Consider the following 23907-nt stretch of genomic DNA (forward strand, 5'->3'; position numbering starts at 1 on the left):
CGCTCCCGCTTTCCCGCACATTTGCATTAATCGCATGGATCTAGACTTCTGGTGGCTGCTTGTCATACCCGTCGCTTTTGCGTTCGGCTGGATGGCTGCGCGCTACGACCTCAAGACGCTGCTGTCCGAAAGCGCCAACCTGCCGCGTTCGTACTTCCGCGGCCTGAATTTCCTGCTCAATGAGCAGCCTGACCAGGCGATCGACGCGTTTATCGAAGTCGTCAAGCTCGACCCGGAAACGATCGAGTTGCATTTTGCGCTGGGGAATCTGTTCCGCCGCCGCGGCGAGACGGACCGCGCGATTCGCGTGCATCAGAACCTGCTGAGCCGCACTGATCTGCCCGTCACCGAGCGCGATCACGCGCTTTACGAACTGGGTCAGGACTTTCTGAAGGCGGGTTTGCTCGACCGCGCCGAAGAGACCTTCCGCTCGCTCGAAACCGGCAACTACGCTTTGGGTGCGCAGCGCGCGCTGCTCACCATCTACCAGATCGAGAAAGACTGGGTTAAGTCGATCGACGTCGCACGCCATCTGGAAACAATGGGCGCCGAGTCGCTCGACAAGGACATCGCGCAGTTTCATTGCGAGCTAGCCCAGGAAGCACTCCAGCAGAAAAATGCAGACGAGGCACGCCGTCAGCTAGGTTTTGCATTGAAGGCGAACCCGACCAACGTACGCGCCACGATCCTGTTCGGCGACGTCGACGCGACGGCCGGCTCGCAAGAGGCGGCTATTACCCAATGGCGGAGAGTCGAGGAACAGAATCCCGCCTACCTGCCGCTCGTCGCGGAAAAGCTGATGAAGGCCTATGAGGTGCTCGGCCGCCCGCAGGATGGCGCCGATCTGCTCATGACGTGGGTCGACCGCTATCCGTCGAACGATCTGCTCGACGTGACCTATCAGCACATTGCGGCGATACGCGGGCCCGACGCCGCGCATGCGCTGGCACGCTCGCAGATGCAGAAATCGCCGAATCTGGCGGGTATGACGCGTCTGCTGGAAGCGCAGGAGGCCGTCGCGGAAGAGCCGCGGAAGAGCGAGCTCGAACTGATGCGTACGCTGATTCGCCAGCGCACCAAAAATCTGCCACGGTATACGTGCCAGAATTGTGGTTTCAGGGCGCGGCTGTTCTACTGGCAGTGTCCGGGTTGCAGCGGCTGGGAAACCTATGCGCCGCGTCGCGTCGAACCGATCACGGCGTCGAACTGATAGCGAATGGAATTGCATAGCCGCGCCGCAACGACGGCGGCCCGCCAGGCGAATTAGGCCGGGTGGGATCATGACGGCCTTGTTCACTACGAGAAACCCTCACCGGAAACCTCTACCGGAAAGCGTATGAAAATCACCATTATCGGCACGGGCTATGTTGGTCTCGTCACCGGCGCGTGCCTCGCCGAAATCGGCCATGACGTCTTCTGTCTCGACGTCGATCCGCGCAAGATCGAAATCCTCAACAACGGCGGCGTGCCGATCCACGAGCCGGGTTTGCTGGAGATCATCGCCCGTACGCGTGCGGCGCGCCGCATCACGTTTTCGACGGATATCGAAGCGAGCGTGGCGCACGGCGAGGTGCAGTTCATCGCTGTCGGCACGCCGCCAGACGAAGACGGTTCGGCCGATCTGCAATACGTGCTCGAAGCAGCGCGCAACATCGGCCGCACAATGAACAGCTTCAAGGTGATCGTCGACAAATCGACGGTGCCGGTCGGCACCGCGCAACGCGTGCGTGCGGTGGTCGAAGAGGAACTGGTCAAACGCGGGCTTGCCAATAGCGAGCAGCACCGCTTCTCGGTGGTGTCGAACCCTGAGTTTCTGAAGGAAGGCGCGGCGGTAGACGACTTCATGCGTCCCGATCGCATCGTGCTCGGCAGTGACGAAGACGAGGCCGGCCTGCGCGCGCGCGAGCTGATGAAGCGTCTGTACGCGCCGTTCAACCGCAATCACGAGCGCACGCTGTACATGGATGTGCGCTCGGCTGAGTTCACGAAATACGCTGCCAATGCGATGCTCGCCACGCGCATCTCGTTCATGAACGAGATGTCGAATCTGGCGGACCGGGTCGGTGCGGATATCGAGGCGGTGCGTCGCGGCATCGGCTCGGACCCGCGCATCGGCTATCACTTCCTGTATGCCGGCGCTGGCTACGGCGGCTCGTGCTTCCCGAAGGACGTGCAGGCGCTGATCCGCGCCGCCAGCGAAAGCGGCCACAATCTGCGCATTCTCGAAGCGGTCGAGGAAGTGAACTACAAGCAGAAAGACGTGTTGGTGCACAAGATCACGGGCAAGCTCGGTGAAGATCTGAGCGGCCGTACGTTCGCCGTGTGGGGCCTCGCGTTCAAGCCGAATACCGACGACATGCGCGAGGCGCCGAGCCGTCGCGTGATCGCTGAATTGCTGGCGCGTGGCGCTCAGGTTCGCGCGTACGATCCGGTGGCGGTGGCCGAAGCGCGCCGCGTGTTCGCTATCGATCTGCACGATGCGCCGGAGCAGCAAGCGCGTCTCACGTTCACGAGCACCCAGGACGAAACGCTCACCGGCGCCGACGCGCTGGTGGTCGTCACCGAATGGAAGGAATTCAAGAGCCCGGATTTCGTGCACCTGAAATCGGTGCTGAAGTCACCGCTGATTTTCGACGGCCGCAATCTGTACGAGCCGGACGCGATGACCGAACTCGGCATCGACTATCACTCGATCGGACGACCTTATGCCCAGCCCTCTGAATTTCCGGCCGATGTCTCCAGCAATGCCTGAGGCCGCTCAGTCCACACCCACGTCCGCACTGACCATGGTGCCGCGCGAACGCCTTGGCGCGGCGCGCGTGCTGGTGGTCGGCGACGTGATGCTCGATCGCTACTGGTTCGGCGACGTGAACCGTATTTCGCCGGAAGCGCCGGTGCCGGTCGTGCATGTGCAGCGCCAGGAAGACCGCCTCGGCGGCGCCGCGAACGTGGCGCGCAATGCGGTGGCGCTCGGCGCGCAAGCGGGTTTGCTGTGCGTGGTCGGCCATGACGAGCCCGGCGAGCGCATCGTGCAACTACTCGCCGAAAGCGGGGTGGCGCCGCATCTGGAACGCGATCCGGATTTGCTCACCACCATCAAACTGCGCGTGCTGTCGCGTCAGCAGCAGTTGCTGCGCGTCGACTTCGAAAACTCGCCCGCGCACGAAGTGTTGCTCGCGGGCCTTGCGCGTTTCGACGACCTGCTGCCGTCGCACGACGTGATCCTGATGTCCGATTACGCGAAGGGTGGTCTCACGCACGTCACGCAAATGATCGCCAAGGCGCATGCGGCGGGTAAGCCGGTGCTGGTCGATCCGAAGGGCGACGACTGGGAGCGCTATCGCGGCGCCACGCTGATCACGCCGAATCGCGCCGAGTTGCGCGAGGTGGTCGGGCAGTGGAAATCCGAGGAGGATCTGATCGCGCGCGTGACCAAACTGCGTACCGATCTCGAGTTCAAGGCGCTGCTGCTGACGCGTTCGGAAGAGGGCATGACGCTCTTCGCCGACGACGGCATCCTGCACACTTCGGCGGTTGCGCGCGAAGTGTATGATGTATCGGGCGCGGGCGACACCGTGATCGCCACGCTCGCCGCCATGCTCGGCGCGGGTCTTACGCTGGTCGAGGCGGTCGGGCTCGCGAATCGCGCAGCCGGCATCGTGGTCGGCAAACTCGGCACCGCCACCGTCACCTACGACGAACTTTTTCATTGATGCCGCCCGCCGGGTTCCCTGCTTTGCGCTTCAGTTTCAGCGGCGCAAAAGAGGAACCCGCGAGGCGTCAACTGAGCCCATTACCGCAGGATCATCATGACCCTCATCGTCACCGGCGCGGCCGGCTTTATCGGCAGCAATCTCGTCAAGGCGCTCAATGAGCGCGGTGAACAACGCATCATCGCGGTCGATAACCTCACACGTGCGGACAAGTTCAAGAATCTCGTCGACTGCGAGATCGACGACTATCTCGACAAGACCGAATTCGTCGAACGCTTCAAGCGTGGCGATTTCGGCAAAGTGCGCGCGATTTTCCACGAAGGCGCCTGCTCGGACACGATGGAAACCGACGGCCGCTACATGATGGACAACAACTTCCGCTATAGCCGCGAAGTGCTCGACGTCTGTCTCGCGCAGAATATCCAGTTTCTGTATGCGTCCTCGGCGGCCACGTATGGCGGTTCGAGCCGCTTCGTCGAAGAGCGCGAAGTCGAGCAGCCGCTGAACGTGTACGGCTATTCGAAATTCCTGTTCGACCAGGTGATTCGCCGCGTGCTGCCCACCGCGAAGAGCCAGATTGCCGGCTTCCGCTATTTCAACGTGTACGGGCCGCGCGAGACGCACAAGGCGCGAATGGCGTCTGTCGCGTTTCACAACTTCAACCAGTTCCGCGCGGAAGGCAAGGTCAAGCTGTTCGGCGAATACAACGGCTATGCTGCCGGCGAGCAGACGCGCGACTTCGTCTCCGTCGAAGACGTGGTGAAGGTCAACCTGTTTTTCTTCGACAATCCGGACAAGTCGGGCATCTTCAACCTGGGCAGTGGCCGTGCGCAGCCGTTCAACGATATCGCGAGCACGGTGGTCAACACGCTGCGTACGTTGAACAACGAGCCGCCCTTGTCGCTCGCGGAGCAGGTGCAGCGCGGGCTGATCGAATACATTCCGTTCCCGGATGCGTTGCGCGGCAAATACCAGTGCTTCACGCAGGCCGACCAGACGAAGCTGCGTGCCGCCGGTTACGACGCGCCATTCCTGAGCGTGCAGGAAGGTGTCGATCGCTACGTACGTTGGCTATTCGGCCAGGTGTAAATCTTTCGGATACCTCTTTAAACTGGAATCTCCCGGTTGGTGATGGTCGCCAACCGGTTGTACGAGGGAGATTCCATATGTTTCGAAAAATTCTGGTTACCGCGGCCATGCTGGCCGCTTTCGGCCACGCGTATGCGGCGGTCGACGTCAACATGGCTAACGAGGATGCGCTGCGTGGCATCAAGGGCATCGGTCCTGCCAAAGCGAAAGCCATTCTCGACGAGCGTGCAGCGCATGGTCCGTTCAAGGACCCGGCCGATCTCGGCAAGCGCGTCAAAGGCATGGGCGGGCATACCGTCGAGCGCCTGCAGGCGGAGGGTCTCGCTGTCGGTCCGGCTGGCGCGGCTGCTAACCCGCAGGCTGCGGCGTCTGCACAGAGCAAAGGCGCGGCCGCTGCGGGCAATGGCGCCAACGCGGCCAACTCGACTAGCGCGGCCGCAACCCCAAAGAACGCCACTGTGGCGGTGAAGAAATAGCCTGACGCGGGCCGTGCGCGCGAGGCGGGTCACCTCTCTCGCGCCCGGTCCGTTACCGTCGTTCCCCTTCATGGTCGGAGTGGGTAAGAACACTCCTTCAGCTGTCATGCAGATGACTGGCTCCCGCGGTTCTCAGCCGCGGGCTTTTTGCGTTGCGCGCGCTCGTCCGCCAGCACCTGCATCCATGCGGGCAGAAGGGCCGCACGGCAGCCGTGCGCACGGTGGTTTAGAATCGATGGATTGAAGACTTCGCGCATCGACAGCACCAGACCCGATATGGCTTACAAAACGATTGAAGATACGATCGGCAATACGCCGCTCGTGCAACTCGTCCGGCTCCCTGACGACGAGATCCGCAGCCGCAATAATGTGATCCTTGCGAAGCTCGAGGGCAACAATCCTGCGGGCTCGGTGAAGGACCGTCCGGCGCTGTCGATGATCAAGAAGGCGGAAGCGCGTGGACGCATCAAGCCGGGCGATACGCTGATCGAATCGACCAGCGGCAATACCGGCATCGCCTTGGCGATGGCTGCGGCGATCCGCGGCTACAAGATGGTGCTGATCATGCCGGAAGACCTGTCCGTGGAGCGCCGTCAGAGCATGGCCGCGTACGGTGCGCAGATCGTGCTGACACCGGTGACGGGCGGCATGGAATACGCACGCGATCTGGCCGAACAGATGCAGCGCGAAGGCAAGGGCATCATCCTCGACCAGTTCGCGAACCCGGACAACCCGGCTTCGCACGTCGAAGGCACCGGTCCAGAAATCTGGCGCGACACCGAAGGGCGCATCACGCACTTCGTCTCGTCGATGGGCACGACCGGCACGATCATGGGCGTGTCCACCTATCTGAAGGAACAGAATCAGGCGATCGAGATCATCGGCGCGCAGCCGGAAGAGGGTTCGCGCATTCCGGGCATTCGCAAATGGCCGGAAGCCTATCTGCCGAAGATTTTCGATCGTAGCCGTGTGGACCGCGTCGAGAACGTGAGCCAGGCCGCAGCCGAAGCGATGGCGCGGCGTATGGCCTCGGTCGAAGGAATCTTCGCCGGCATCTCGTCGGGCGGGGCCTGTGAAGTGGCGTTGCGTGTCGCGCGTCAGGTCGAGAATGCGACGATCGTGTTTATCGTTTGCGATCGGGGTGACCGGTATCTGTCGACAGGTGTGTTCCCGGCTTGATTGCGCTGCGGCGCATTGGGTGGCCCTCAAAACGAGTTGGCCAATGCGAGTTGGTCAATGAAAAAGCGCCGGACTAACCGGCGCTTTTTTTGTCACTTGCTACCCGTTCGTGATGCGGTGAGTGTCTGGCAACCAAGTGCCTGACAACCGCCGCCGCTCAGCTCATTGCGAGGCTGCGACCGGCGGCGCAGCATTGCTGCTGGCGTTCGCCGCGTCGCTTGCTTCCATCTGAGCCTTGACCCGCTCGCCCAATTGATAAACCGCGAGCGCGTAAAAGAAGCTACGGTTATAGCGCGTGAGCACATAGAAGTTCTTCAGGCCCAGCATGTACTCGGTGCCACGCCCCGGCGACGGCAGATCCACCACCGTCACCGGCGTGCCGGCTTCCGACGCGATATCGACGCCCGTCTCGTTCAGCAGCAGTCCGGCACGAAGCAATTGGTCCAGCGGCCAATGCGGCTCCGGCTTACCGTCGGCGGCCGCTTGCGCTACGCCCAGGCTGCCGGCGTCCGTACCGATCTTCCACACCACGGGCCGGCCGTTTTCCCAGCCGTTCTGGCGCAGATAATTCGCCACGCTGCCGATCGCATCCGCCTGGCTTGTGCGCAGATCGATCTGCTTGTTGCCGTCGTAGCTCACCGCGTATTGCACGATGCTGCTCGGCAGAAACTGCGGAATGCCGATCGCGCCGGTGTAGGAGCCGAGCACGGTGGTTGGATCGATTTGCGAATCGCGCGTCCAGACCAGGTAATCTTCGAGATTCTTGCGGAAGGTCGCCTGGCGATCCGCGCGATTGGCGGTGTTCGGATAGTCGAAGCTGAGCGTGGTCAGCGCGTCGAGCACGCGGAAGTTGCCCATGAAGCGCCCATAGATCGTCTCCACGCCGATGATGCCGACGATCACTTCCGGCGGCACGCCGAACTCTTCATAGGCGCGTTGCAGCGTGGCCTGGTTGGCGCGCCAGAAGCGCACGCCGGCGTTGATACGCACCTGGTCGAGAAAGCGCGACTGATACACGCGCCAGTTCTTGATCGTCGGGGAGGGCGACGGTGTGACGAGCTTGACCGCGGTAGCCGAATAGCTCGCGCGAGCGAACAACGCATGCAATGCGGCTTCGTCGAAGTCATAGCGCGCGGACATGTCGCTGATGAACGCGTCGACATTCGGGTTATTCGCGTAGCGCTGCGGAATGATCTCTTCTTCGAAGGTTTGCCCTTGCGGCACTGCCGGTTGCGGTTGGCTTTGCGCGAGCAGCACCGGCGGCTTCTTCGCGGCGCTTTGGGCCATCGCCGGACTGGTTGCCATGAACATGCACGATGCGACGGACAGTGCGGCGGCTAGGGTCTTCGTGCGTAGCCGGTTTCGTGCAGACAGAGCAAGCTTGACGGTCATAGTGAGCTAGGGGCGCAGTGCGAAAGAGACAGGGGGAAACGGACAGGGCAGTATACCCGACGCTTTCTGCAAAACTGTGCCCAGCACGTCACAGTCGCATGGTGTGGTAACTTGGCAAATGTTGGCGCGCCCAGTGTGTGCGCCCATGGACGGAGACACGCCGCGCGCGCTGAGAAAGCGCCGCGCCGCAGACGAGAATCATGGCAACAGCCTTTTATTCCCACGCAGATTGTTTGCTGCACGATATGGGGCAATGGCATCCCGAATGCCCGGCGCGCCTGCAGGCAATCGAAGATCAATTGATCGCGAGCCGCATCGACTCGCTGATCGAGCGCGAGTCGCCGCCGCTCGCCGATGAAGCCGCGCTGCTGCGCGTGCATACACAAGCCCACGTCGATTACATCCGCAGCCGTTCGCCCATGGAGGGTCTCGCCGAAATCGATCCCGACACGTCGATGAACCCGCACACGTTGCAGGCCGCGTTGCGCGCCGCCGGCGCCGCGGTGGCCGCGACCGACGCCGTGATCGAAGGCCGCTACGACAACGCGTTCTGCAGCGTGCGTCCGCCGGGACATCACGCGGAGCCGGCGCGTGCAATGGGCTTCTGCTTCTTCAACAACGTCGCGATCGCCGCGCGTCACGCACTTGAAGTGCATGGCATGCAGCGCGTGGCGATCATCGACTTCGACGTCCATCACGGTAACGGCACCGAAGCAGCCTTTTCGGGCGATTCGCGCGTGCTGATGTGCAGCATCTTCCAGCACCCGTTCTATCCGTTCAGCGGCGCTGACAATCAGGCGCCAAACATGTGCAATGTGCCGATGCCGGCACGCTCGAAAGGCATGGCGGTGCGCGAGGCGGTCGACATGATGTGGCTGCCGCGCCTGCATGAATTCAAGCCGGAGATGATCTTCATCTCGGCCGGCTTTGATGCGCATCGAGAGGACGATCTTGGCAACATGGGTCTCGTCGAAGACGACTACGCATGGATCACCGATCAGGTGCGCGAGATCGCGAAGCGCTATGCGCAGGGACGGATCGTCAGTTGTCTCGAGGGCGGGTACAACCTGTCGGCGCTGGGGCGCAGCGTGGTGGCGCACGTGCGCTCGCTGGCCGGGATCTGAGTTGTCACGCGACAAAAGCTGCGCGAACGTCGTGAAATGCACGAATTCAACGAGGAGCGAGCCATGAATGCCGAGGTGCGCAGTGCGTCGCTGGTCGAAATCGAACACGACGCCTACGGCGTGCCGGGTGTCGTCCGTTTGACGATGAACCGGCCCGATGCCTTCAACGCGCTCTCCGAAGCCTTGCTCGACGAATTGCAATCGACGCTGACAGCGCTGGCGGACTCCAACGCGCGGGTGGTGGTGATCGCCGGCGCCGGTCGCGCGTTCTGCGCGGGGCACGATCTGAAGGAAATGCGCGCGGCGCCGTCGCTGGCTTACTATCAGGCCTTGTTCGCGCGCTGCACGAAACTGATGTTGACGATCCAGCGCTTGCCGCAACCGGTGATCGCGCGTGTGCACGGCATCGCCACGGCGGCCGGCTGCCAACTGGTCGCGATGTGTGATCTGGCAGTCGCTGCCGACACCGCGCGCTTTGCCGTCTCGGGTGTCAATCTGGGTCTTTTCTGCGCGACGCCTTCGGTGCCGCTGTCGCGCAATTTGTCGCGCAAGGCGGCGCTCGAAATGCTGCTCACCGGCGATTTTATCGACGCTCTCCAGGCGAAGCAGCAGGGACTGGTGAATCGCATTGCGCCGGCGGACGCGCTCGATGCAGAGGTCGCGCGGCTCGCGAAGAGCATCTGCGCGAAACCCGTCGAAGCGGTGAGCGCCGGCAAGGGGCTGTTCTATCGCCAGCTCGAAATGGGGATCGAAGCAGCGTACCAGTTAGCCGGCCAGACCATGGCTTGCAACATGATGGACGACTCCGCGCTCGAAGGCGTGCAGGCGTTCATCGACAAACGGGCGCCTGACTGGAAGCGCTAGCCGGGCTGGGCCGTTCTTGTCGAAGTCCGCCCCCGTATCACTCGTCCGGATACTTGAGCGTTCTAAATGCCGGCCAATGCTGAAACTTGGAGCGTCGTCCTCGCGTCGACCCACTGAACTCCGTTTGCCCATGTCGACACGCCGTCCGGCGCTCAGGTTTTTGGCAAACGCTTTTCGATCCAATTGATCAGTGCGCCGATCACCCGATCCCGGTCGAGATCGTTCATCGTCTCGTGGTAGCTGTCTTCGTGCATCGTGAGCGTTTTGTCCGGCGAACCCGCATGCGCGCCGAAATCACGGCTGCCTTCGGGCTCGGTGAGCTTGTCGGCAGTGCCGTGATACACCAGCAGCGGCACGCGTAGTCCCGCACGGCCGCGTTCGATGCGCGCCATCGCCAGTAACAACTCCGCACCTGTACGCGCGGGAATCGCGCCGTGATGGACCAGAGGGTCATTGCGATTGGCGTTCACCACGGGCTGAAGGCGCGACAGCAAAGCAGCGTCGATTTTCATCGCCGGGAAGGTCGGCCAGATGCGGCTGATCACCTGGCTTACCTTGAGCATCCAGCGCGGCACATCGCGGCCGGGCGCGAGCGCGGGGCTCGACAGGATCAGACCGCTTAGCCGACGCCCGCTTGCCTCGAGTCGCTCGATCGCGTAAAGCGCAGCAACTGCGCCGCCCATGCTGTGGCCCATCAGGAACAGCGGTGCACAACTGGTTGCCGCTTCATCGAGCAAGGCCTGTGCGTCGAGCAGATAGTCGTCAAACCGGTCGACCCACACGCGTTTGCCCGGCGCATGCCCATGTCCGCGCAAATCGATAGTGACGAGTTCGATGCCGGCCGAGTTCAGCCGATCCGCCAGTGCTGCGTAACGCCCGGCGTGCTCCGCGAGCCCGTGCACCAGCGCGACCGTGCCGCGCAGCGGTGTCGTGGCGGGCCAGCGATACAACGGCAGTTCGATGCCGTCGCTCGTCGTGACCGTGGAGCGCAGCGCGGCGCCGCCTTTTGGCGCGGCCGCTGCGGGACGCACGTTGCCGGATCGGGTTGTTTCCATAGCTGCCGTTTATCCTGGATGGGGCCTGATTTCGATTCGCCCGATCATAGTCGCAGCAGGTGCGCACGCGCGAGCATCTCGCGCCGGGCACGCCTCTAATGCTCTGTGGTTATGAAAAGATCGAAATTGATTATTAAAGGGAATGACGACGCTGCGGTAGAATTGCGGCCTCAAATCCCAATAAAAGCAACGGCGGCCGCTTGTCGGGAGCGCATAACGCTCGTTGGCAAACTCCGCCGTTTCGTTTTTCCATGATCGAAATACGCAATATCTCTCAGCGGTTCGCCGGACCCCGGGGCTGGGTCGAAGCGCTGCATAACGTCAATCTGTCGATTCCGGCGGGTGAGGTGTTCGGCATCATCGGCCGCAGCGGTGCCGGCAAGAGTACGCTCGTGCGCACCATCAACCTGCTGACGCGGCCGAGCGAAGGCAACATCGTCGTCAGCGGCCGTGATCTGACGACGCTGCCCGCCGCGCAGTTGCGCGAGGCGCGTCGCGAAATCGGCATGATTTTCCAGCACTTCAACCTGCTGTCGTCGCGCACGGTGTACGAGAACGTGGCGTTGCCGCTCGAACTCGCCGGCATGAAGCGCGATGAGATCGAGGCGAACGTGCTGCCGCTGCTCGAGCTGGTCGGCCTGTCGGCGCAGAAGGATCGTTATCCGGCGCAGATCAGCGGCGGGCAGAAGCAGCGTGTGGGCATCGCGCGTGCGTTGGCGAGCAAGCCGAAGGTGTTGCTCTCCGACGAAGCGACGTCGGCGCTCGATCCCGAAACCACGCGCTCGATCCTCGATCTGCTCAAGCGCATCAATCGCGAACTGAACCTGACGATTGTGCTGATCACGCACCAGATGGACGTGATCAAGCAGGTCTGCGACCGCGTCGCGGTGCTGGATGCCGGCCGTGTGGTCGAAGAGGGCAAGGTCATCGACGTGTTCCTGCAACCGCATCATGAAGTGACGCGCGCGCTGATCGGCGACGTGATCGCGCAGGAACTGCCGCCCGCGATGAAGGCACGCGTGGCCGAACGCCTGAAGACCGGCAGCGGCCACTTGCTGCGGTTGGCGTTCACCGGCTCGGGTGTCGATCAGCCGATCCTGTCCGAAACGATTCGCCGCTACGAACTCGACTTCAACATCCTGCACGGCCAGATCGACGAGATCCAGGGGCAGGCGTTCGGCTCGCTCGCGGTGCTCGCGGGAGGCGAACCGGCGAAGGTCGCACAGGCGCTGACCTATCTGCGCGAACAGGGTGTGGTGGTAGAGGAGCTGTCGTATGTTGAGTGAAATGTTCGATATGTTCGTCCAGTCGTTCTGGGAAACGCTCGTGATGGTGGGCATCTCCGGACTGGTCGGTGCGGCGGTCGGTTTGCCGCTGGGCGTGCTGCTGTATCTGACGGACCGTCAGGGCGTGTTGCAGAACATCGCCGTGAATCGCGTAATGGGCGTGATCGTCAATGCCGTGCGTTCCACGCCGTTCATCATCTTGCTGGTCGCCGTGATTCCGTTCACGCGCCTCGTGGTGGGTTCGTCGATCGGTACGGCTGCGGCCGTGGTGCCGCTGACGATCGCCGCGGCGCCGTTCATTGCGCGTCTGGTCGAAACCGCGCTGCGTGAAGTCGATCGCGGTCTGATCGAAGCGGCGCAGGCGATGGGCGCGACCACCAGCCAGATCGTTTTCAAGGTGCTGTTGCCGGAGTCACTGCCGGGTGTGGTCGCCGGTTTGACGATCACGTTTGTCTCGCTGGTCGGCTACTCGGCGATGGCTGGTGCGATCGGCGGCGGCGGGCTCGGCGATCTGGGCATTCGTTACGGGTATCAGCGTTTCTTGCCGGAAGTGATGGTGACGGTCGTGGTGATCCTGATCGTCTTCGTGCAACTGGTGCAGTCGTTCGGGGATTGGCTCGTGCGTCGTTTGAGCCATAAGTAAACAACAGAATCGATAGATTCGGAAAAGGTCCATCATGCTACGTCGTTTCATTCTCAAGCTGGCCGCCACACTCGGCGCCGCGTCGCTGTTCGCTGCCGCCACCACGGCTCACGCTGAAGACACGATCAAGGTCGGCGTCACCGGCGGCCCGCACGCGCAGATCATGGAAGTCGTGAAGACGGTCGCGGCGAAGAATGGTTTGAACATCAAGATCGTCGAGTTCTCCGACTACGTGCAGCCGAACGCGGCGCTCGCCGGTGGCGACCTGGACGCAAACAGCTACCAGCATGACCCGTACTTGCAGGCCCAGGTGAAGGACCGCGGCTACAAGCTGATTCGTGTTGCCGATACGGTCACGTACCCGATGGGCATCTATTCGAAGAAGGTGAAGACGCTGGCTGAATTGCAGCCGGGCGCGAAGATCGCCGTGCCGAACGATCCGACCAATGGCGGCCGGGCACTCCTGTTGCTGCAGAAGCAAGGTCTGCTGAAGCTGCGCGCGGACGCGGGTCTCAAGGCGACGCCGCTCGATGTCGTCGACAACCCGAAGAAGCTGAAGATCGTCGAACTCGACGCAGCGCAGATCCCGCGCTCGCTGAACGACGTGGACGCCGCCGCGATCAATACGAACTTTGCGATGGAAGCGGGTTTGAAGCCCAAGCAGGACGCCATCGCGATCGAAGACCCGAAGGGTCCGTACGTGAACATCATCGCAATCCGCGAAGCTGACAAGAGCAAGCCGTGGGTTGCGAAGCTGGTCGCGGCGTATCATTCGCCGGAAGTGAAGCAGTTTGTTGAAAGCAAGTTTGGTGGGGCGGTGATCACCGCCTGGTAATCTGATAGCCGGTTTCTCGACCGTTTCGCGTATCAAAACACGATGGCAATGCAAAATTAGAGTCGTAGGTCTTAACCCGGGGTTGCCTCCCGGGTTTTTTTGAGACTAAAATAGAACGATCGTTCGTTATTGCCGTCACGCCGCTGAGGAGCGATATCCTTCTGCTAGAGCGCCCGCGACAAGGCTGCCATGAGGGCAGTCGCTATAATGTCCGTTGGGTTGACGTATTCGTAACTTTGGAGCGTGTGCATGAAAATCCTGGTGCCAGTCAAGAGAGTGGTCGATTACAACGTGAAAGTCCGGGTGAAATCGGACGGCACGGGCGTCGACATCGCGAACGTGAAAATGTCGATGAATCCGTTCGACGAAATCGCGGTTGAAGAAGCCGTTCGTCTGCGCGAAGCGGGCGTGGCGACCGAAGTGATCGCCGTGTCGGCAGGCGTCACGCAAGCGCAGGAAACGCTGCGCACGGCGCTGGCAATCGGCGCGGACCGCGCAATCCTGATCGAGTCGGGCGAAGAACTGCAGCCGCTGGCGGTCGCCAAGCTGCTCAAGGCGCTGGTTGACAAGGAACAGCCTGGGCTGGTTATTCTCGGCAAGCAGGCCATCGACGACGATTCGAACCAGACCGGCCAGATGCTGGCTGCACTGGCGAACCTGCCGCAAGCTACCTTCGCCTCGAAGGTTGTCGTCGCTGACGGTAAGGCTACGGTGTCGCGCGAAGTGGATGGTGGTGCTGAAACGCTGTCGCTGACGCTGCCCGCTGTGATCACGACCGATCTGCGCCTGAACGAGCCGCGCTATGTGACGCTGCCGAACATCATGAAGGCCAAGAAGAAGCCGCTGGAAGTCATCAAGCCGGAAGACCTCGGTGTTGATGTGACGCCGCGCCTGAAGACGCTGAAAGTCGTCGAGCCGCCGAAGCGCTCTGCCGGTGTGATGGTGCCGGATGTGAAGACGCTGGTCGAGAAGCTGAAGACCGAAGCCAAGGTGCTGTAAGGAGACGGACGAAATGACGAATCTGGTTATTGCAGAACACGACAACGCGTCGATCAAGGCCGCGACGCTGAACACGATTGCAGCCGCGCAAAAGATTGGTGGCGATATCCACGTGCTGGTCGCAGGGCACAACGCACAAGCCGCGGCGGATGCGGCAGCGAAGATTGCTGGTGTTTCGAAGGTCCTGCTGGCCGACGCGGCGCAACTCGAAGCGGGCCTGGCGGAAAACGTCCAGGCAACCGTGATGAACATCGCGAAGGACTACACGCACATCCTGACGCCGGCGACCGCCTACGGCAAGAACATCGCGCCGCGCATCGCCGCGAAGCTCGACGTCGCGCAGATCAGCGACATCACCGCAGTGGACAGCGCCGACACGTTCGAGCGCCCGATCTACGCAGGCAACGCTATCGCCACGGTTCAATCTCAAGACCCGATCAAGGTCATCACGGTTCGCACGACCGGTTTCGACCCGGTGGCAGCAGAAGGCGGCAGCGCAACGGTCGAGAAGATCGAAGCGGCAGCCGACACGGGTCTCTCGCAGTTCGTGAGCCGTGAGGTGACGAAGCTGGATCGTCCGGAACTGACGTCGGCGAAGATCATTGTCTCGGGTGGCCGGGGCCTGGGCAACGGCGAGAACTACACGAAGGTTCTGGAGCCGCTGGCCGACAAGCTGAACGCAGCGCTGGGCGCCTCGCGCGCAGCCGTCGACGCAGGCTTCGTGCCCAACGACTATCAGGTCGGCCAGACCGGCAAGATCGTCGCGCCGCAACTTTACATCGCTGTCGGCATCTCGGGCGCGATCCAGCATCTGGCCGGCATGAAGGACTCGAAGGTCATCGTGGCGATCAACAAGGACGCGGAAGCGCCGATTTTCAGCGTCGCTGATTATGGTCTGGTGGGTGACCTGTTTACGCTCGTACCGGAACTCGTTAGCGAGCTCGGCTAAGCGCCTCAGCGCCGGTTAAAAGGCGTCTGGCAGCACACGAGAGGGCGCAGGACCTATCAAGTCCGGCGCCCTTTTTTTATCGACAGGCAGGAGGAGAACTGAAATGAGCTATACGGCGCCCATCAAGGACATGCTGTTCGTGATGAAAGAACTGGCCGGTCTCGAAGATATCGCGACGCTGCCGGGCTTCGAAGATGCAAACCTCGACACGGCTCAGGCCGTGCTCGAAGAATCGGCGAAACTATGCGGCGAAGTGCTGGCGCCGCTGAACGTCGAAGGTGATCGCAATCCGAGTAGCTGGAAAGACGGCGTGGTCACCGCCACGCCCGGTTTCAAGGACGCATTCCGCCAGTTCGGCGAAGGCGGCTGGCAAGGCGTACAACATCCGGTCGACTACGAAGGCCAGGGTCTGCCCAAGCTGATCGCCACCGCCTGTATCGAGATGCTGAACGCGTCGAACCTGTCGTTCGCGCTGTGTCCGCTGCTCACGGATGGCGCCATCGAGGCGCTGCTCACGGCGGGCAGCGAAGAGCAGAAGCAAACCTACGTGCCCAAGCTGATTTCCGGCGAGTGGACCGGCACGATGAACCTGACCGAGCCGCAAGCCGGCTCCGATCTCGCGCTGGTGCGCACGCGCGCCGAGCCGCAGGGCGATGGTTCGTTCAAGCTGTTCGGCACGAAGATTTTCATCACGTGGGGCGAGCACGACATGGCGAAGAACATCGCCCATCTCGTGCTGGCGCGCACGCCTGATGCACCGGAAGGCGTGAAGGGTATTTCGCTTTTCATCGTGCCGAAGTTTCTCATCAACGAAGACGGCTCGCTCGGTGAGCGTAACGACGTGCATTGCGTGTCGATCGAGCACAAGCTCGGCATCAAGGCGAGCCCGACCGCAGTGCTGCAATTCGGCGATCACGGCGGCGCGATCGGTCATCTGATCGGCGAAGAAAATTGCGGCCTCGAGTACATGTTCATCATGATGAACGCGGCGCGTTTCGCGGTGGGCATGCAAGGTGTTGCCGTGTCGGATCGCGCGTATCAGAAGGCTGTGGCGTATGCGAAGGATCGCGTGCAAAGCCGCCCGGTGGATGGCTCCGCGAAACAATCGGTGGCGATCATTCAGCACCCGGACGTGCGCCGCATGCTCGCGACGATGCGTGGTCTCACTGAAGCGTCGCGCGCGTTGGCCTATGTCGCCGCAGCTCACTGCGATATCGCGCATCGTCATCCCGACGAAGCGAAGAGCGCCGAGCATCAGGCGATCTACGAATACCTCGTGCCGATCGTGAAGGGCTGGAGCACGGAGCTGTCGATCGACGTGACGAGCCTCGGCGTGCAGGTGCATGGCGGCATGGGCTTCATCGAAGAAACCGGCGCCGCGCAGTACTACCGCGACGCGCGCATTCTGCCGATCTACGAAGGGACGACCGCGATCCAGGCCAACGATCTGATCGGCCGCAAGACCGTGCGCGACGGCGGCAAGGTGGCGAAGGCGCTGCTGGCCGGCGTGGCTGAAACGATCGAAGCACTCGGCGCGCAACAAGGCGCTGCGTTCGAATCGATGAAAAAGTATCTGGGCCAAGGGCATCGTTCGCTGAGCGCTGCGGTCGATTTTGTAGTCACTAACACGAAGAGCGATCCGAACGCGGTGTTCGCCGGCAGCGTGCCGTATCTGAAGCTGGCGGGCGTTGTCCTGGGCGGCTGGCAGATGGCGCGTGCGTTGCTCGTGGCGGCTGAAAAGCGCGCTGAAGATCCGTCGTTCTATGGCGCGAAGATCGCCACCGCGCAGTTCTATGCTGAGCATGTGCTGCCGCTGGCTTCGGCGTTGGAAGCTTCGATCGTCAGCGCGAAGGGTGGGGAGAGTGTGCTGGCGTTGTCGGAAGATCAGTTCTGATGTTGCGCTGCTTCTATTGAGCGATGTAGCAAAAACTCGTGTGTAAAAAGAAAAACGGCGCCCTTTTCGAGGCGCCGTTTTTCTTTGTCAGGCCGGTCCGTCTACGATGACAAACCGGCATAACCGCTCGCGAAGCGTTAAAACATTAAACCTTAGGCATAAGCCGGACGATGCGCACCGCCCATCTCGCCGAGATAGCGATGCACCGACAGATCATCCGCCTTGATAGCCGGCTGCTTGCTCGACATCACATCGGCCAGCAGTTGACCCGAGCCGCACGACATCGTCCAGCCCAGCGTGCCGTGGCCCGTGTTCAGGAACAGGTTCGGTACGGGGGTGCGGCCGACGATCGGCGTGCCGTCCGGCGTCATCGGACGCAGGCCGGTCCAGAACGTAGCCTTCGACGTATCGCCGCCGCCCGGGAACAGATCGTTCACGCACAGTTCCAACGTTTCGCGGCGCGCCTGGCGCAGCGACTTGTCGAAGCCGACGATCTCCGCCATGCCGCCGACGCGAATCCGGTCGTCAAAGCGTGTGATCGCGATCTTGTACGTTTCGTCGAGCACGGTCGAAATCGGCGCGGATGCTTCGTTGACGATCGGCGCGGTGATCGAATAACCCTTGAGCGGGTAGACCGGAATCTTCACGAGACCGGACAGGAATTTGGTCGAGTACGAACCGAGCGCTACGACAAACGAATCCGCGCGCACCAGTTCGTCGCCGCACTGCACGCCTGCGATGCGGTCGCCCGCCATGGCGAGGGAGTCGATCGGCGTGTTGTAGCGGAATTTGACGCCCAGTTGCTCTGCCATCGCGGCGAGGCGCGTGGTGAACATCTGGCAGTCGCCGGTTTCGTCGCCCGGCAGGCGCAGGCCGCCCGTCAGCTTGTGCGAGACCGCGGCGAGCGCCGGTTCGGCTTGCGCGAGTTCGGCCGGCGACAGCAGTTCATACGGCACGTTGGCGTCCCGCAGCACGGCGATGTCTTTCGCGGCGCCGTCGAACTGCTGTTGCGTGCGGAACACCTGCAGCGTGCCGCCGGTGCGGCCTTCGTACTGGATGCCGGTTTCGGCGCGCAGCGCCTGCAAACAATCGCGGCTGTATTCGGCGAGGCGGACCATACGGCCCTTGTTCACCGCATAACGCGCCGACGTGCAGTTCTGCAGCATCTGCCACATCCATTGCAACTGGAATTGCGTGCCGTCGAGGCGGATCGCCAGCGGCGCATGTTTCTGGAACATCCACTTGACGGCCTTCAGCGGCACGCCCGGCGCGGCCCACGGCGACGCGTAGCCAGGCGAGATCTGGCCGGCATTGGCAAAGCTGGTTTCGAGCGCTGGGCCGGCCTCGCGATCGATGACGGTCACTTCATGACCGGCGCGCGCGAGGTAATAAGCACTCGTCACTCCGACAACACCACTGCCCAAAACGACGACTCGCATAGCTGCTCCAGGATGTTCAATAAGAGGTCTGAGGGCGGTGCGCTTGTCGATTCGTTTGAATTCGTTCGATTAACGAGGTGTAACGCGGATCGCCCAGTGATAACCGCTATACTATTAACAGTCAGGTAGGTTTTGTTATTGTATTTTCAAGATTTTCAGCAAAAACACCATGCGTACACAGCGCCAACCGATCCGGGCTCTCGACAAACTCGATCACAAGATCCTGCGGCTCCTGCAGCAGGACGGCCGGATGGCGATGAAAGACCTCGCCGAACAGGTCGGGCTGTCCGTTACGCCGTGCATCGAGCGCGTCAAGCGGATGGAGCGCGACGGCGTGATCACCGGCTATCACGCACGGGTGAACCCGGCTGAACTGGGCGCGGCGCTGCTGGTGTTCGTCGAGATCACGCTCGATCACAAAAGCGGCAACATGTTCGACCAGTTCCGCCGCGAGGTGCAGAAGATCCCCGAGGTGCTGGAGTGCCACCTCGTCTCGGGCGACTTCGACTATCTGATCAAGGCGCGCATCGGCGAAATGGCCGACTACCGCAAACTGCTGGGCGACATCCTGCTGCAACTGCCCGGCGCGGTGCAGTCGAAGAGCTACGTGGTGATGGAAGAGATCAAGGAAACGCTGACGATTGCGGTTGGCGATTAGCTCGCGCGGGAGTTGCGTAGCTGGACTCGACAAACGGCGTAAACACTGTATATTTATACAGGTGTTTTGCGCCGTTTTGCATTTTGCGTGCTCCAGCCGTGACCGATTCCGACACCCACTCCGCCAACGAATTTCCTATTGCTCCGCCCACGCCTCGCAAGGGGCGCGGCGCGGTGACGAACCTGCAAGGCCGTTACGAAGTCGATCAGCGTGAAGTGGTGGACGACGGCTGGCTTTCGTCGCCTGAGGAAGACGGCGAGCCCAAGGTCTTACGCACGCAGGTTTTCGAAGAGCGGGCCAAGACCATTCTCACGCGCAACGCTTCGCCGGATATTCCGTTCAGCGTGTCGCTGAACCCGTATCGGGGCTGCGAACATGGCTGCATCTACTGCTTCGCGCGGCCCACACATAGTTATCTAGGGCTGTCGCCGGGACTCGACTTCGAAAGCCGTATCTACGCGAAGATCAATGCGCCTGAATTACTCGAGCGCGAGTTGTCGAAGAAGTCCTATGTCCCGGAGCCGATCGCGCTTGGCGTCAACACCGACGCCTGGCAACCCGTCGAGCGCGATTTGTGCCTCACGCGACGCGTGGTCGAAGTGCTCAGCGAGCGCGGCCATCCGTTCGCAGCGATCACCAAATCGTCGCTGATCGAGCGGGATATCGATCTGCTCGCGCCTATGGCGGCGCGCGGGCAGTTCATGGCGGCGATCACCATCACCACGCTGGACGCCGATATCGCGCGTACGCTGGAGCCGCGTGCGGCCACGCCGTCGCGTCGGTTGCGCACGATCCGTACGTTGAGCGAGGCGGGCATTCCAGTTGGCGTCAGCATCGCGCCGGTGATTCCGTTCGTCACCGAGCCGGACATGGAGCGCGTGCTGGAAGCGTGTGCAGAGGCAGGTGCAAGCAATGCGAGCTACATCGTGCTGCGTTTGCCGTGGGAAGTTGCGCCGCTATTCAAGGATTGGCTCACGGCGCATTTCCCCGATCGGGCTGACCGGGTAATGAGCCGCGTGCGCGATATGCGGGGCGGGAAGGACTACGACTCGAACTTCGCCACTCGAATGAAGGGAGAAGGCTTGTGGGCGGACCTGTTGAAGCAGCGCTTCCACAATGCTGTACGCCGGCTCGGGCTAAACCGGCGCGATCGCGGCATTCTCGATATGTCGCATTTTCGCCGGGTTGAGCCGGTGCGCACTGAACCGCCGCCGCCCGACAATCCACAGTTGAGGCTTTTTTAGCGCGGCGCGCAGTGAGTTATTGCGACAGCGCCTTGGCGGCCTGGACCTGACCTTCGAAGTAAGTCTGGAACGAGATCGCGAGGCCCGTCATCAGCAGGAACGCGCCGATCAGCAGCGAAAAGATCACGATGAAAATGACGGTCCAGCCAGAGCGGCTTTTGCGCTGGGTTTGCGCGTTGAACTGCGCGTCCCATTTTTCATCCGGGCGCAGGCCATAGACGATCGCGGCCAGAAAGGCTGAGAGCAGCGAAACGGCGCCGAAAAACGCGAGCACCCAGCCGAGCATCGAGGCCCGTTCGCTCGCCACCACCAGCATGGCGCCCGGAATCCCGATCAACGTGCCGAGCAAGTGCGCCCAGCCGTAGATGTCGCGCATGCCGTACAGATAGAGGCGGTGGGCGCCGAGGCTGCCGAAGAAGAAGGCCAGCGCGGCGGTAATCGTCTTGGATCTGAAATACGAGGAAGTCGAAGCAAGGGTGGACATGTAGGCGAGGGCAGAGTGACAGGCTGTCGAAAAGGAGCGGGGCGTCGGTGGGCGTGGGCTGACGCGCATTCTACGCCCGCAGCGCGCTTACGGCTAAGGCTGAGGCGCGGAATAGGTCACGCGATAGACCGCGCCGGCGTAGTCGTCGCTGATCAGGAGTGAGCCGTCGGGCATCGGCTGCACGTCGGCGGGGCGGCCCCATACCGCTTCGCCCGGCTGGAGCCAGCCTTCGGCAAAGACCTCCTGGTGCGCGTTGCTGCCGTCCGGGTTGGTAATCACCCGCACGACGCGGTAGCCGACCTTCTTGCTGCGATTCCACGAGCCGTGTTCGGCGATAAAAATATTGTCGCGATACGCGGCCGGGAACATCGAGCCACTGTAAAAGCGCATTCCGAGCGAGGCGACGTGCGCGCCGAGTTTGACAACCGGCGGTGTGAAGGCGCTGCATGGATGGTCCTTGCCGAATTCGGGGTCGGGCGTGTCGCCGCCATGGCAGTACGGAAAGCCGAAATCCATGCCTGCACGCGGCGCGCGGTTGAGTTTGTCGTCCGGTACGTCGTCGCCCATCAGGTCGCGGCCGTTGTCGGTGAACCACAACTCATGCGTCACCGGATGCCACGCGAAGCCGACGGAGTTGCGAATGCCGCGCGCCACGACTTCATAATGGCTGCCGTCCGGGTCCATGCGGCCGATCATCCCAAAGCGGTCGCGGTCTTTCAGGCAGACGTTGCAGGGCGCGCCTTGCGGCACGTACAGCTTGCCATCCGGGCCGAAAGCGATGAATTTCCAGCCATGATGGGTCTCTGTCGGTAGTGTGTCGGTGACCACGACCGGCTTGGGCGGGTCATTCAGATGGGCGTCGATCGCGTCAAAGCGTAGAATTTTCGACACTGCGGAGACGTACAGCGTGCCATCCCGCCACGCCACGCCCGCCGGCGTTTCCAGGCCGGAGGCGACCACGTGGCGAGCCGTGACGCGTCCACTCTGCAATTCGAGCGCGTAGACGTGGCCGTCAAGGCTGCCTATATAAAGAACGCCCTTCGGTGAGAGCGCCATGGCCCGCGCGCTCGGTACGGCGTCCGAGAGGACCTCGATGTGGAAGCCGGGCGGCAGTTTGATGCGCTCGACCGGTAGCGCGGCCAGCACCGGCAGGGCCATGGCGGCGAGCAACAAGGCAGCGCCTGCTCGCAGGGCCTGAACGCGGGCGGCACGCGAAAGGCCTGTAATCAGCGAAAAGCGGGCAACTCGCCGAAAGACGGCGAATGAAGCGAGAAAAAACGCAGATGGCGGCAGGCGTTTCACGGGCGCTCCGTCAGGTAATTCGGGCGTCTCGGCGCGATTCGAGGCCTGTGCCTGTATGGACGGCACAACCCCGTCGTGCAGTTTATCCCGGTAAGTGTTTGTTATGGCGTCGGTTTCCCGCTATAATCGCGTGTTTCAGTCGTTCCGAACCCCGGTTTTCAAGGATTCTAGTATGGTCATCATCCGCTTGGCTCGTGGCGGCTCCAAGAAGCGCCCGTTCTACAACATCGTCGCAACCGATTCGCGTAACCGTCGTGACGGCCGCTTCATCGAACGCGTTGGCTTCTACAACCCGGTCGCTACGAAGGGTGAGTCGCTGCGTATCGCTCAAGACCGCCTGACGTACTGGCAAGGTGTTGGCGCACAACTGTCGCCGACCGTTCAGCGTCTCGTGAAAGAAGCGCAAAAGGCGCAGCCGGCTGCTTAATGGTAGCTAGCATGCGTATCGTCGTCGGTTCGGCCGGCGGCTCGCGCAGCTTGCGTGAGCAGTCCGATGCGCGAGTTTTGCTGAAGCAGACGTCGAAGTTGGCAGCGAGGTTCTCTTATGTCTGAACGTGATTCCGGCAATTCAGGTCGCGTAAAGGCAAAAGCGGCAGCCCCGCGCGCGAAGACGTCTGGTCAGGCGCCGTTCGGTGCATTCGTTCGCAAGCCGGTCGAAGCGGCCGAAGGGCAGGCGAAAGCCAAAGTTGCAAACGCCGCTTCCAGCGCAGCAGAAATGCGGGCGGAAACGGTGGAAAGCTGGCCGGCCGATGCGGTCGAGGTCGGTGCAATCGTCGACGCTTACGGCCTCAAAGGCTGGGTCAAGGTAGCCGCGCATGCGGATGCCGGGCACGGCGGAGACGCATTGCTAAGCGCGAAGCGCTGGTGGTTGCTGAAAGGCCACGAGCGCAAGTCGGCGCCGTCATTACAGGCAAAAACGCATAGCGACAGTATCGTTGCCCATCTGGGCGGCGTAGCTGACCGCGATGTGGCACTGGCACTGCGCGGCACGCGCGTTTATATCAGCCGCAGCGAATTTCCGGCCCTCGGGGCCGATGAATTCTACTGGGTCGACCTGCTCGGCCTGGATGTGGTGAACGTTGCCGGGGTCCACCTCGGCAAGGTTGCAGACATGATCGACAACGGTGCGCACTCGGTGTTGCGCATCGAATATCCGGATACCGACAAAAGCGGTAAGCCGGTCACCGGCGAGCGTTTGATCCCGTTCGTCGGCGTCTTTGTCAAAACGGTGGATCAGGCGGCGAAGCAGATCATCGTCGACTGGGAAACCGATTACTAAATA

At 62.1% G+C, this 23907-nt stretch carries 23 protein-coding genes; 18 read left to right on the forward strand and 5 right to left on the reverse strand.

Annotated features, from left to right (window positions below):
* Positions 1-34: 34 nt before the first annotated feature.
* From lapB to cysM, 6 genes are all read left to right on the forward strand, one after another.
* Positions 35-1210: a lipopolysaccharide assembly protein LapB gene (gene lapB, locus M0D64_RS14280; RefSeq protein ID WP_154566308.1), complete on the forward strand. Its 1176-nt coding sequence runs from the start codon at positions 35-37 to the stop codon at positions 1208-1210.
* Positions 1211-1336: 126 nt separating this feature from the next.
* Positions 1337-2752 carry a UDP-glucose/GDP-mannose dehydrogenase family protein gene (locus M0D64_RS14285; protein WP_154566309.1) on the forward strand — a complete coding sequence of 472 codons (1416 nt, stop codon included), beginning with the start codon at positions 1337-1339 and terminating at the stop codon, positions 2750-2752.
* The gene (rfaE1, locus tag M0D64_RS14290; protein WP_301717526.1) at positions 2706-3713 is read left to right on the forward strand and encodes a D-glycero-beta-D-manno-heptose-7-phosphate kinase; all 1008 of its coding nucleotides are present in this window, start codon (positions 2706-2708) and stop codon (positions 3711-3713) included. The genes M0D64_RS14285 and rfaE1 overlap by 47 nt, the downstream gene beginning before the upstream one ends.
* A 96-nt stretch (positions 3714-3809) precedes the next feature.
* On the forward strand, positions 3810-4802 hold the full coding sequence (rfaD, locus tag M0D64_RS14295; protein ID WP_266258171.1) for an ADP-glyceromanno-heptose 6-epimerase: 993 nt from the start codon (positions 3810-3812) through the stop codon (positions 4800-4802).
* 77 nt (positions 4803-4879) lie between these two features.
* The gene (locus M0D64_RS14300) at positions 4880-5278 is read left to right on the forward strand and encodes a helix-hairpin-helix domain-containing protein (RefSeq protein WP_266258172.1); all 399 of its coding nucleotides are present in this window, start codon (positions 4880-4882) and stop codon (positions 5276-5278) included.
* Between the two features lie 276 nt (positions 5279-5554).
* Entirely contained in the window at positions 5555-6457 is a 903-nt protein-coding gene (cysM, locus tag M0D64_RS14305; protein ID WP_154566313.1) for a cysteine synthase CysM, read from the forward strand.
* A 162-nt stretch (positions 6458-6619) separates the two neighbouring features.
* On the opposite strand, the gene mltB is transcribed toward cysM, so the two are convergent.
* Positions 6620-7768 carry a lytic murein transglycosylase B gene (mltB, locus tag M0D64_RS14310; protein ID WP_266258174.1) on the reverse strand — a complete coding sequence of 383 codons (1149 nt, stop codon included), beginning with the start codon at positions 7766-7768 and terminating at the stop codon, positions 6620-6622.
* Positions 7769-8049: 281 nt separating this feature from the next.
* Here mltB and M0D64_RS14315 point away from each other — a divergent pair, with 281 nt between their 5' ends.
* Entirely contained in the window at positions 8050-8973 is a 924-nt protein-coding gene (locus M0D64_RS14315) for a histone deacetylase family protein (RefSeq protein WP_266258175.1), read from the forward strand.
* A 63-nt stretch (positions 8974-9036) separates the two neighbouring features.
* Positions 9037-9837 carry an enoyl-CoA hydratase gene (locus M0D64_RS14320; RefSeq protein ID WP_266258177.1) on the forward strand — a complete coding sequence of 267 codons (801 nt, stop codon included), beginning with the start codon at positions 9037-9039 and terminating at the stop codon, positions 9835-9837.
* A 152-nt stretch (positions 9838-9989) separates the two neighbouring features.
* Here the strand turns inward: M0D64_RS14320 and M0D64_RS14325 are convergent, their stop codons facing one another.
* Positions 9990-10892: an alpha/beta hydrolase gene (locus tag M0D64_RS14325; protein ID WP_266258179.1), complete on the reverse strand. Its 903-nt coding sequence runs from the start codon at positions 10890-10892 to the stop codon at positions 9990-9992.
* A 251-nt stretch (positions 10893-11143) separates the two neighbouring features.
* Between M0D64_RS14325 and M0D64_RS14330 the strand changes: the two genes are divergently transcribed.
* The 6 genes from M0D64_RS14330 to M0D64_RS14355 all read left to right on the forward strand — a co-directional run bounded on the left by M0D64_RS14330 (position 11144) and on the right by M0D64_RS14355 (position 17498).
* On the forward strand, positions 11144-12178 hold the full coding sequence (locus M0D64_RS14330) for a methionine ABC transporter ATP-binding protein (RefSeq protein ID WP_154566318.1): 1035 nt from the start codon (positions 11144-11146) through the stop codon (positions 12176-12178).
* Entirely contained in the window at positions 12168-12821 is a 654-nt protein-coding gene (locus tag M0D64_RS14335; protein ID WP_054037200.1) for a methionine ABC transporter permease, read from the forward strand. Before M0D64_RS14330 ends, M0D64_RS14335 begins: the two co-directional genes overlap by 11 nt.
* Positions 12822-12855: 34 nt before the next feature.
* Positions 12856-13656 (forward strand): MetQ/NlpA family ABC transporter substrate-binding protein, encoded by an 801-nt coding sequence (locus M0D64_RS14340; protein ID WP_266258181.1) that lies wholly within the window; start codon positions 12856-12858, stop codon positions 13654-13656.
* 249 nt (positions 13657-13905) lie between these two features.
* Positions 13906-14655, forward strand: coding sequence for an electron transfer flavoprotein subunit beta/FixA family protein (locus M0D64_RS14345; RefSeq protein WP_171925366.1), 750 nt, complete (start codon positions 13906-13908; stop codon positions 14653-14655).
* A 13-nt stretch (positions 14656-14668) separates the two neighbouring features.
* Entirely contained in the window at positions 14669-15604 is a 936-nt protein-coding gene (locus M0D64_RS14350) for an electron transfer flavoprotein subunit alpha/FixB family protein (RefSeq protein WP_266258182.1), read from the forward strand.
* A gap of 103 nt (positions 15605-15707) precedes the next feature.
* Positions 15708-17498 (forward strand): acyl-CoA dehydrogenase, encoded by a 1791-nt coding sequence (locus tag M0D64_RS14355; RefSeq protein WP_266258183.1) that lies wholly within the window; start codon positions 15708-15710, stop codon positions 17496-17498.
* 152 nt (positions 17499-17650) lie between these two features.
* Here M0D64_RS14355 and M0D64_RS14360 read toward each other — a convergent pair whose 3' ends face one another.
* Positions 17651-18937 carry a D-amino acid dehydrogenase gene (locus M0D64_RS14360; protein WP_266258184.1) on the reverse strand — a complete coding sequence of 429 codons (1287 nt, stop codon included), beginning with the start codon at positions 18935-18937 and terminating at the stop codon, positions 17651-17653.
* A gap of 169 nt (positions 18938-19106) precedes the next feature.
* Here M0D64_RS14360 and M0D64_RS14365 point away from each other — a divergent pair, with 169 nt between their 5' ends.
* Both M0D64_RS14365 and M0D64_RS14370 read left to right on the forward strand, forming a co-directional pair.
* Positions 19107-19595, forward strand: coding sequence for an Lrp/AsnC ligand binding domain-containing protein (locus M0D64_RS14365; protein WP_054036112.1), 489 nt, complete (start codon positions 19107-19109; stop codon positions 19593-19595).
* Between the two features lie 98 nt (positions 19596-19693).
* Positions 19694-20839: a PA0069 family radical SAM protein gene (locus tag M0D64_RS14370; protein WP_266258185.1), complete on the forward strand. Its 1146-nt coding sequence runs from the start codon at positions 19694-19696 to the stop codon at positions 20837-20839.
* 16 nt (positions 20840-20855) lie between these two features.
* On the opposite strand, the gene M0D64_RS14375 is transcribed toward M0D64_RS14370, so the two are convergent.
* Both M0D64_RS14375 and M0D64_RS14380 read right to left on the reverse strand, forming a co-directional pair.
* Entirely contained in the window at positions 20856-21323 is a 468-nt protein-coding gene (locus M0D64_RS14375) for a TM2 domain-containing protein (RefSeq protein ID WP_266258186.1), read from the reverse strand.
* Positions 21324-21416: 93 nt separating this feature from the next.
* A complete protein-coding gene (locus tag M0D64_RS14380) occupies positions 21417-22481 on the reverse strand; it encodes a sorbosone dehydrogenase family protein (protein WP_266258294.1) in 1065 nt (354 codons plus the stop codon).
* A 316-nt stretch (positions 22482-22797) separates the two neighbouring features.
* Here M0D64_RS14380 and rpsP point away from each other — a divergent pair, with 316 nt between their 5' ends.
* Positions 22798-23052, forward strand: coding sequence for a 30S ribosomal protein S16 (gene rpsP, locus M0D64_RS14385; RefSeq protein WP_006476550.1), 255 nt, complete (start codon positions 22798-22800; stop codon positions 23050-23052).
* Positions 23053-23169: 117 nt separating this feature from the next.
* On the forward strand, positions 23170-23904 hold the full coding sequence (gene rimM / locus M0D64_RS14390) for a ribosome maturation factor RimM (protein WP_200564642.1): 735 nt from the start codon (positions 23170-23172) through the stop codon (positions 23902-23904).
* Positions 23905-23907 lie beyond the last annotated feature (3 nt).

The organism is Paraburkholderia sp. WS6, from assembly GCF_030464835.1.
GTDB classification, from domain to species: domain Bacteria; phylum Pseudomonadota; class Gammaproteobacteria; order Burkholderiales; family Burkholderiaceae; genus Paraburkholderia; species Paraburkholderia madseniana.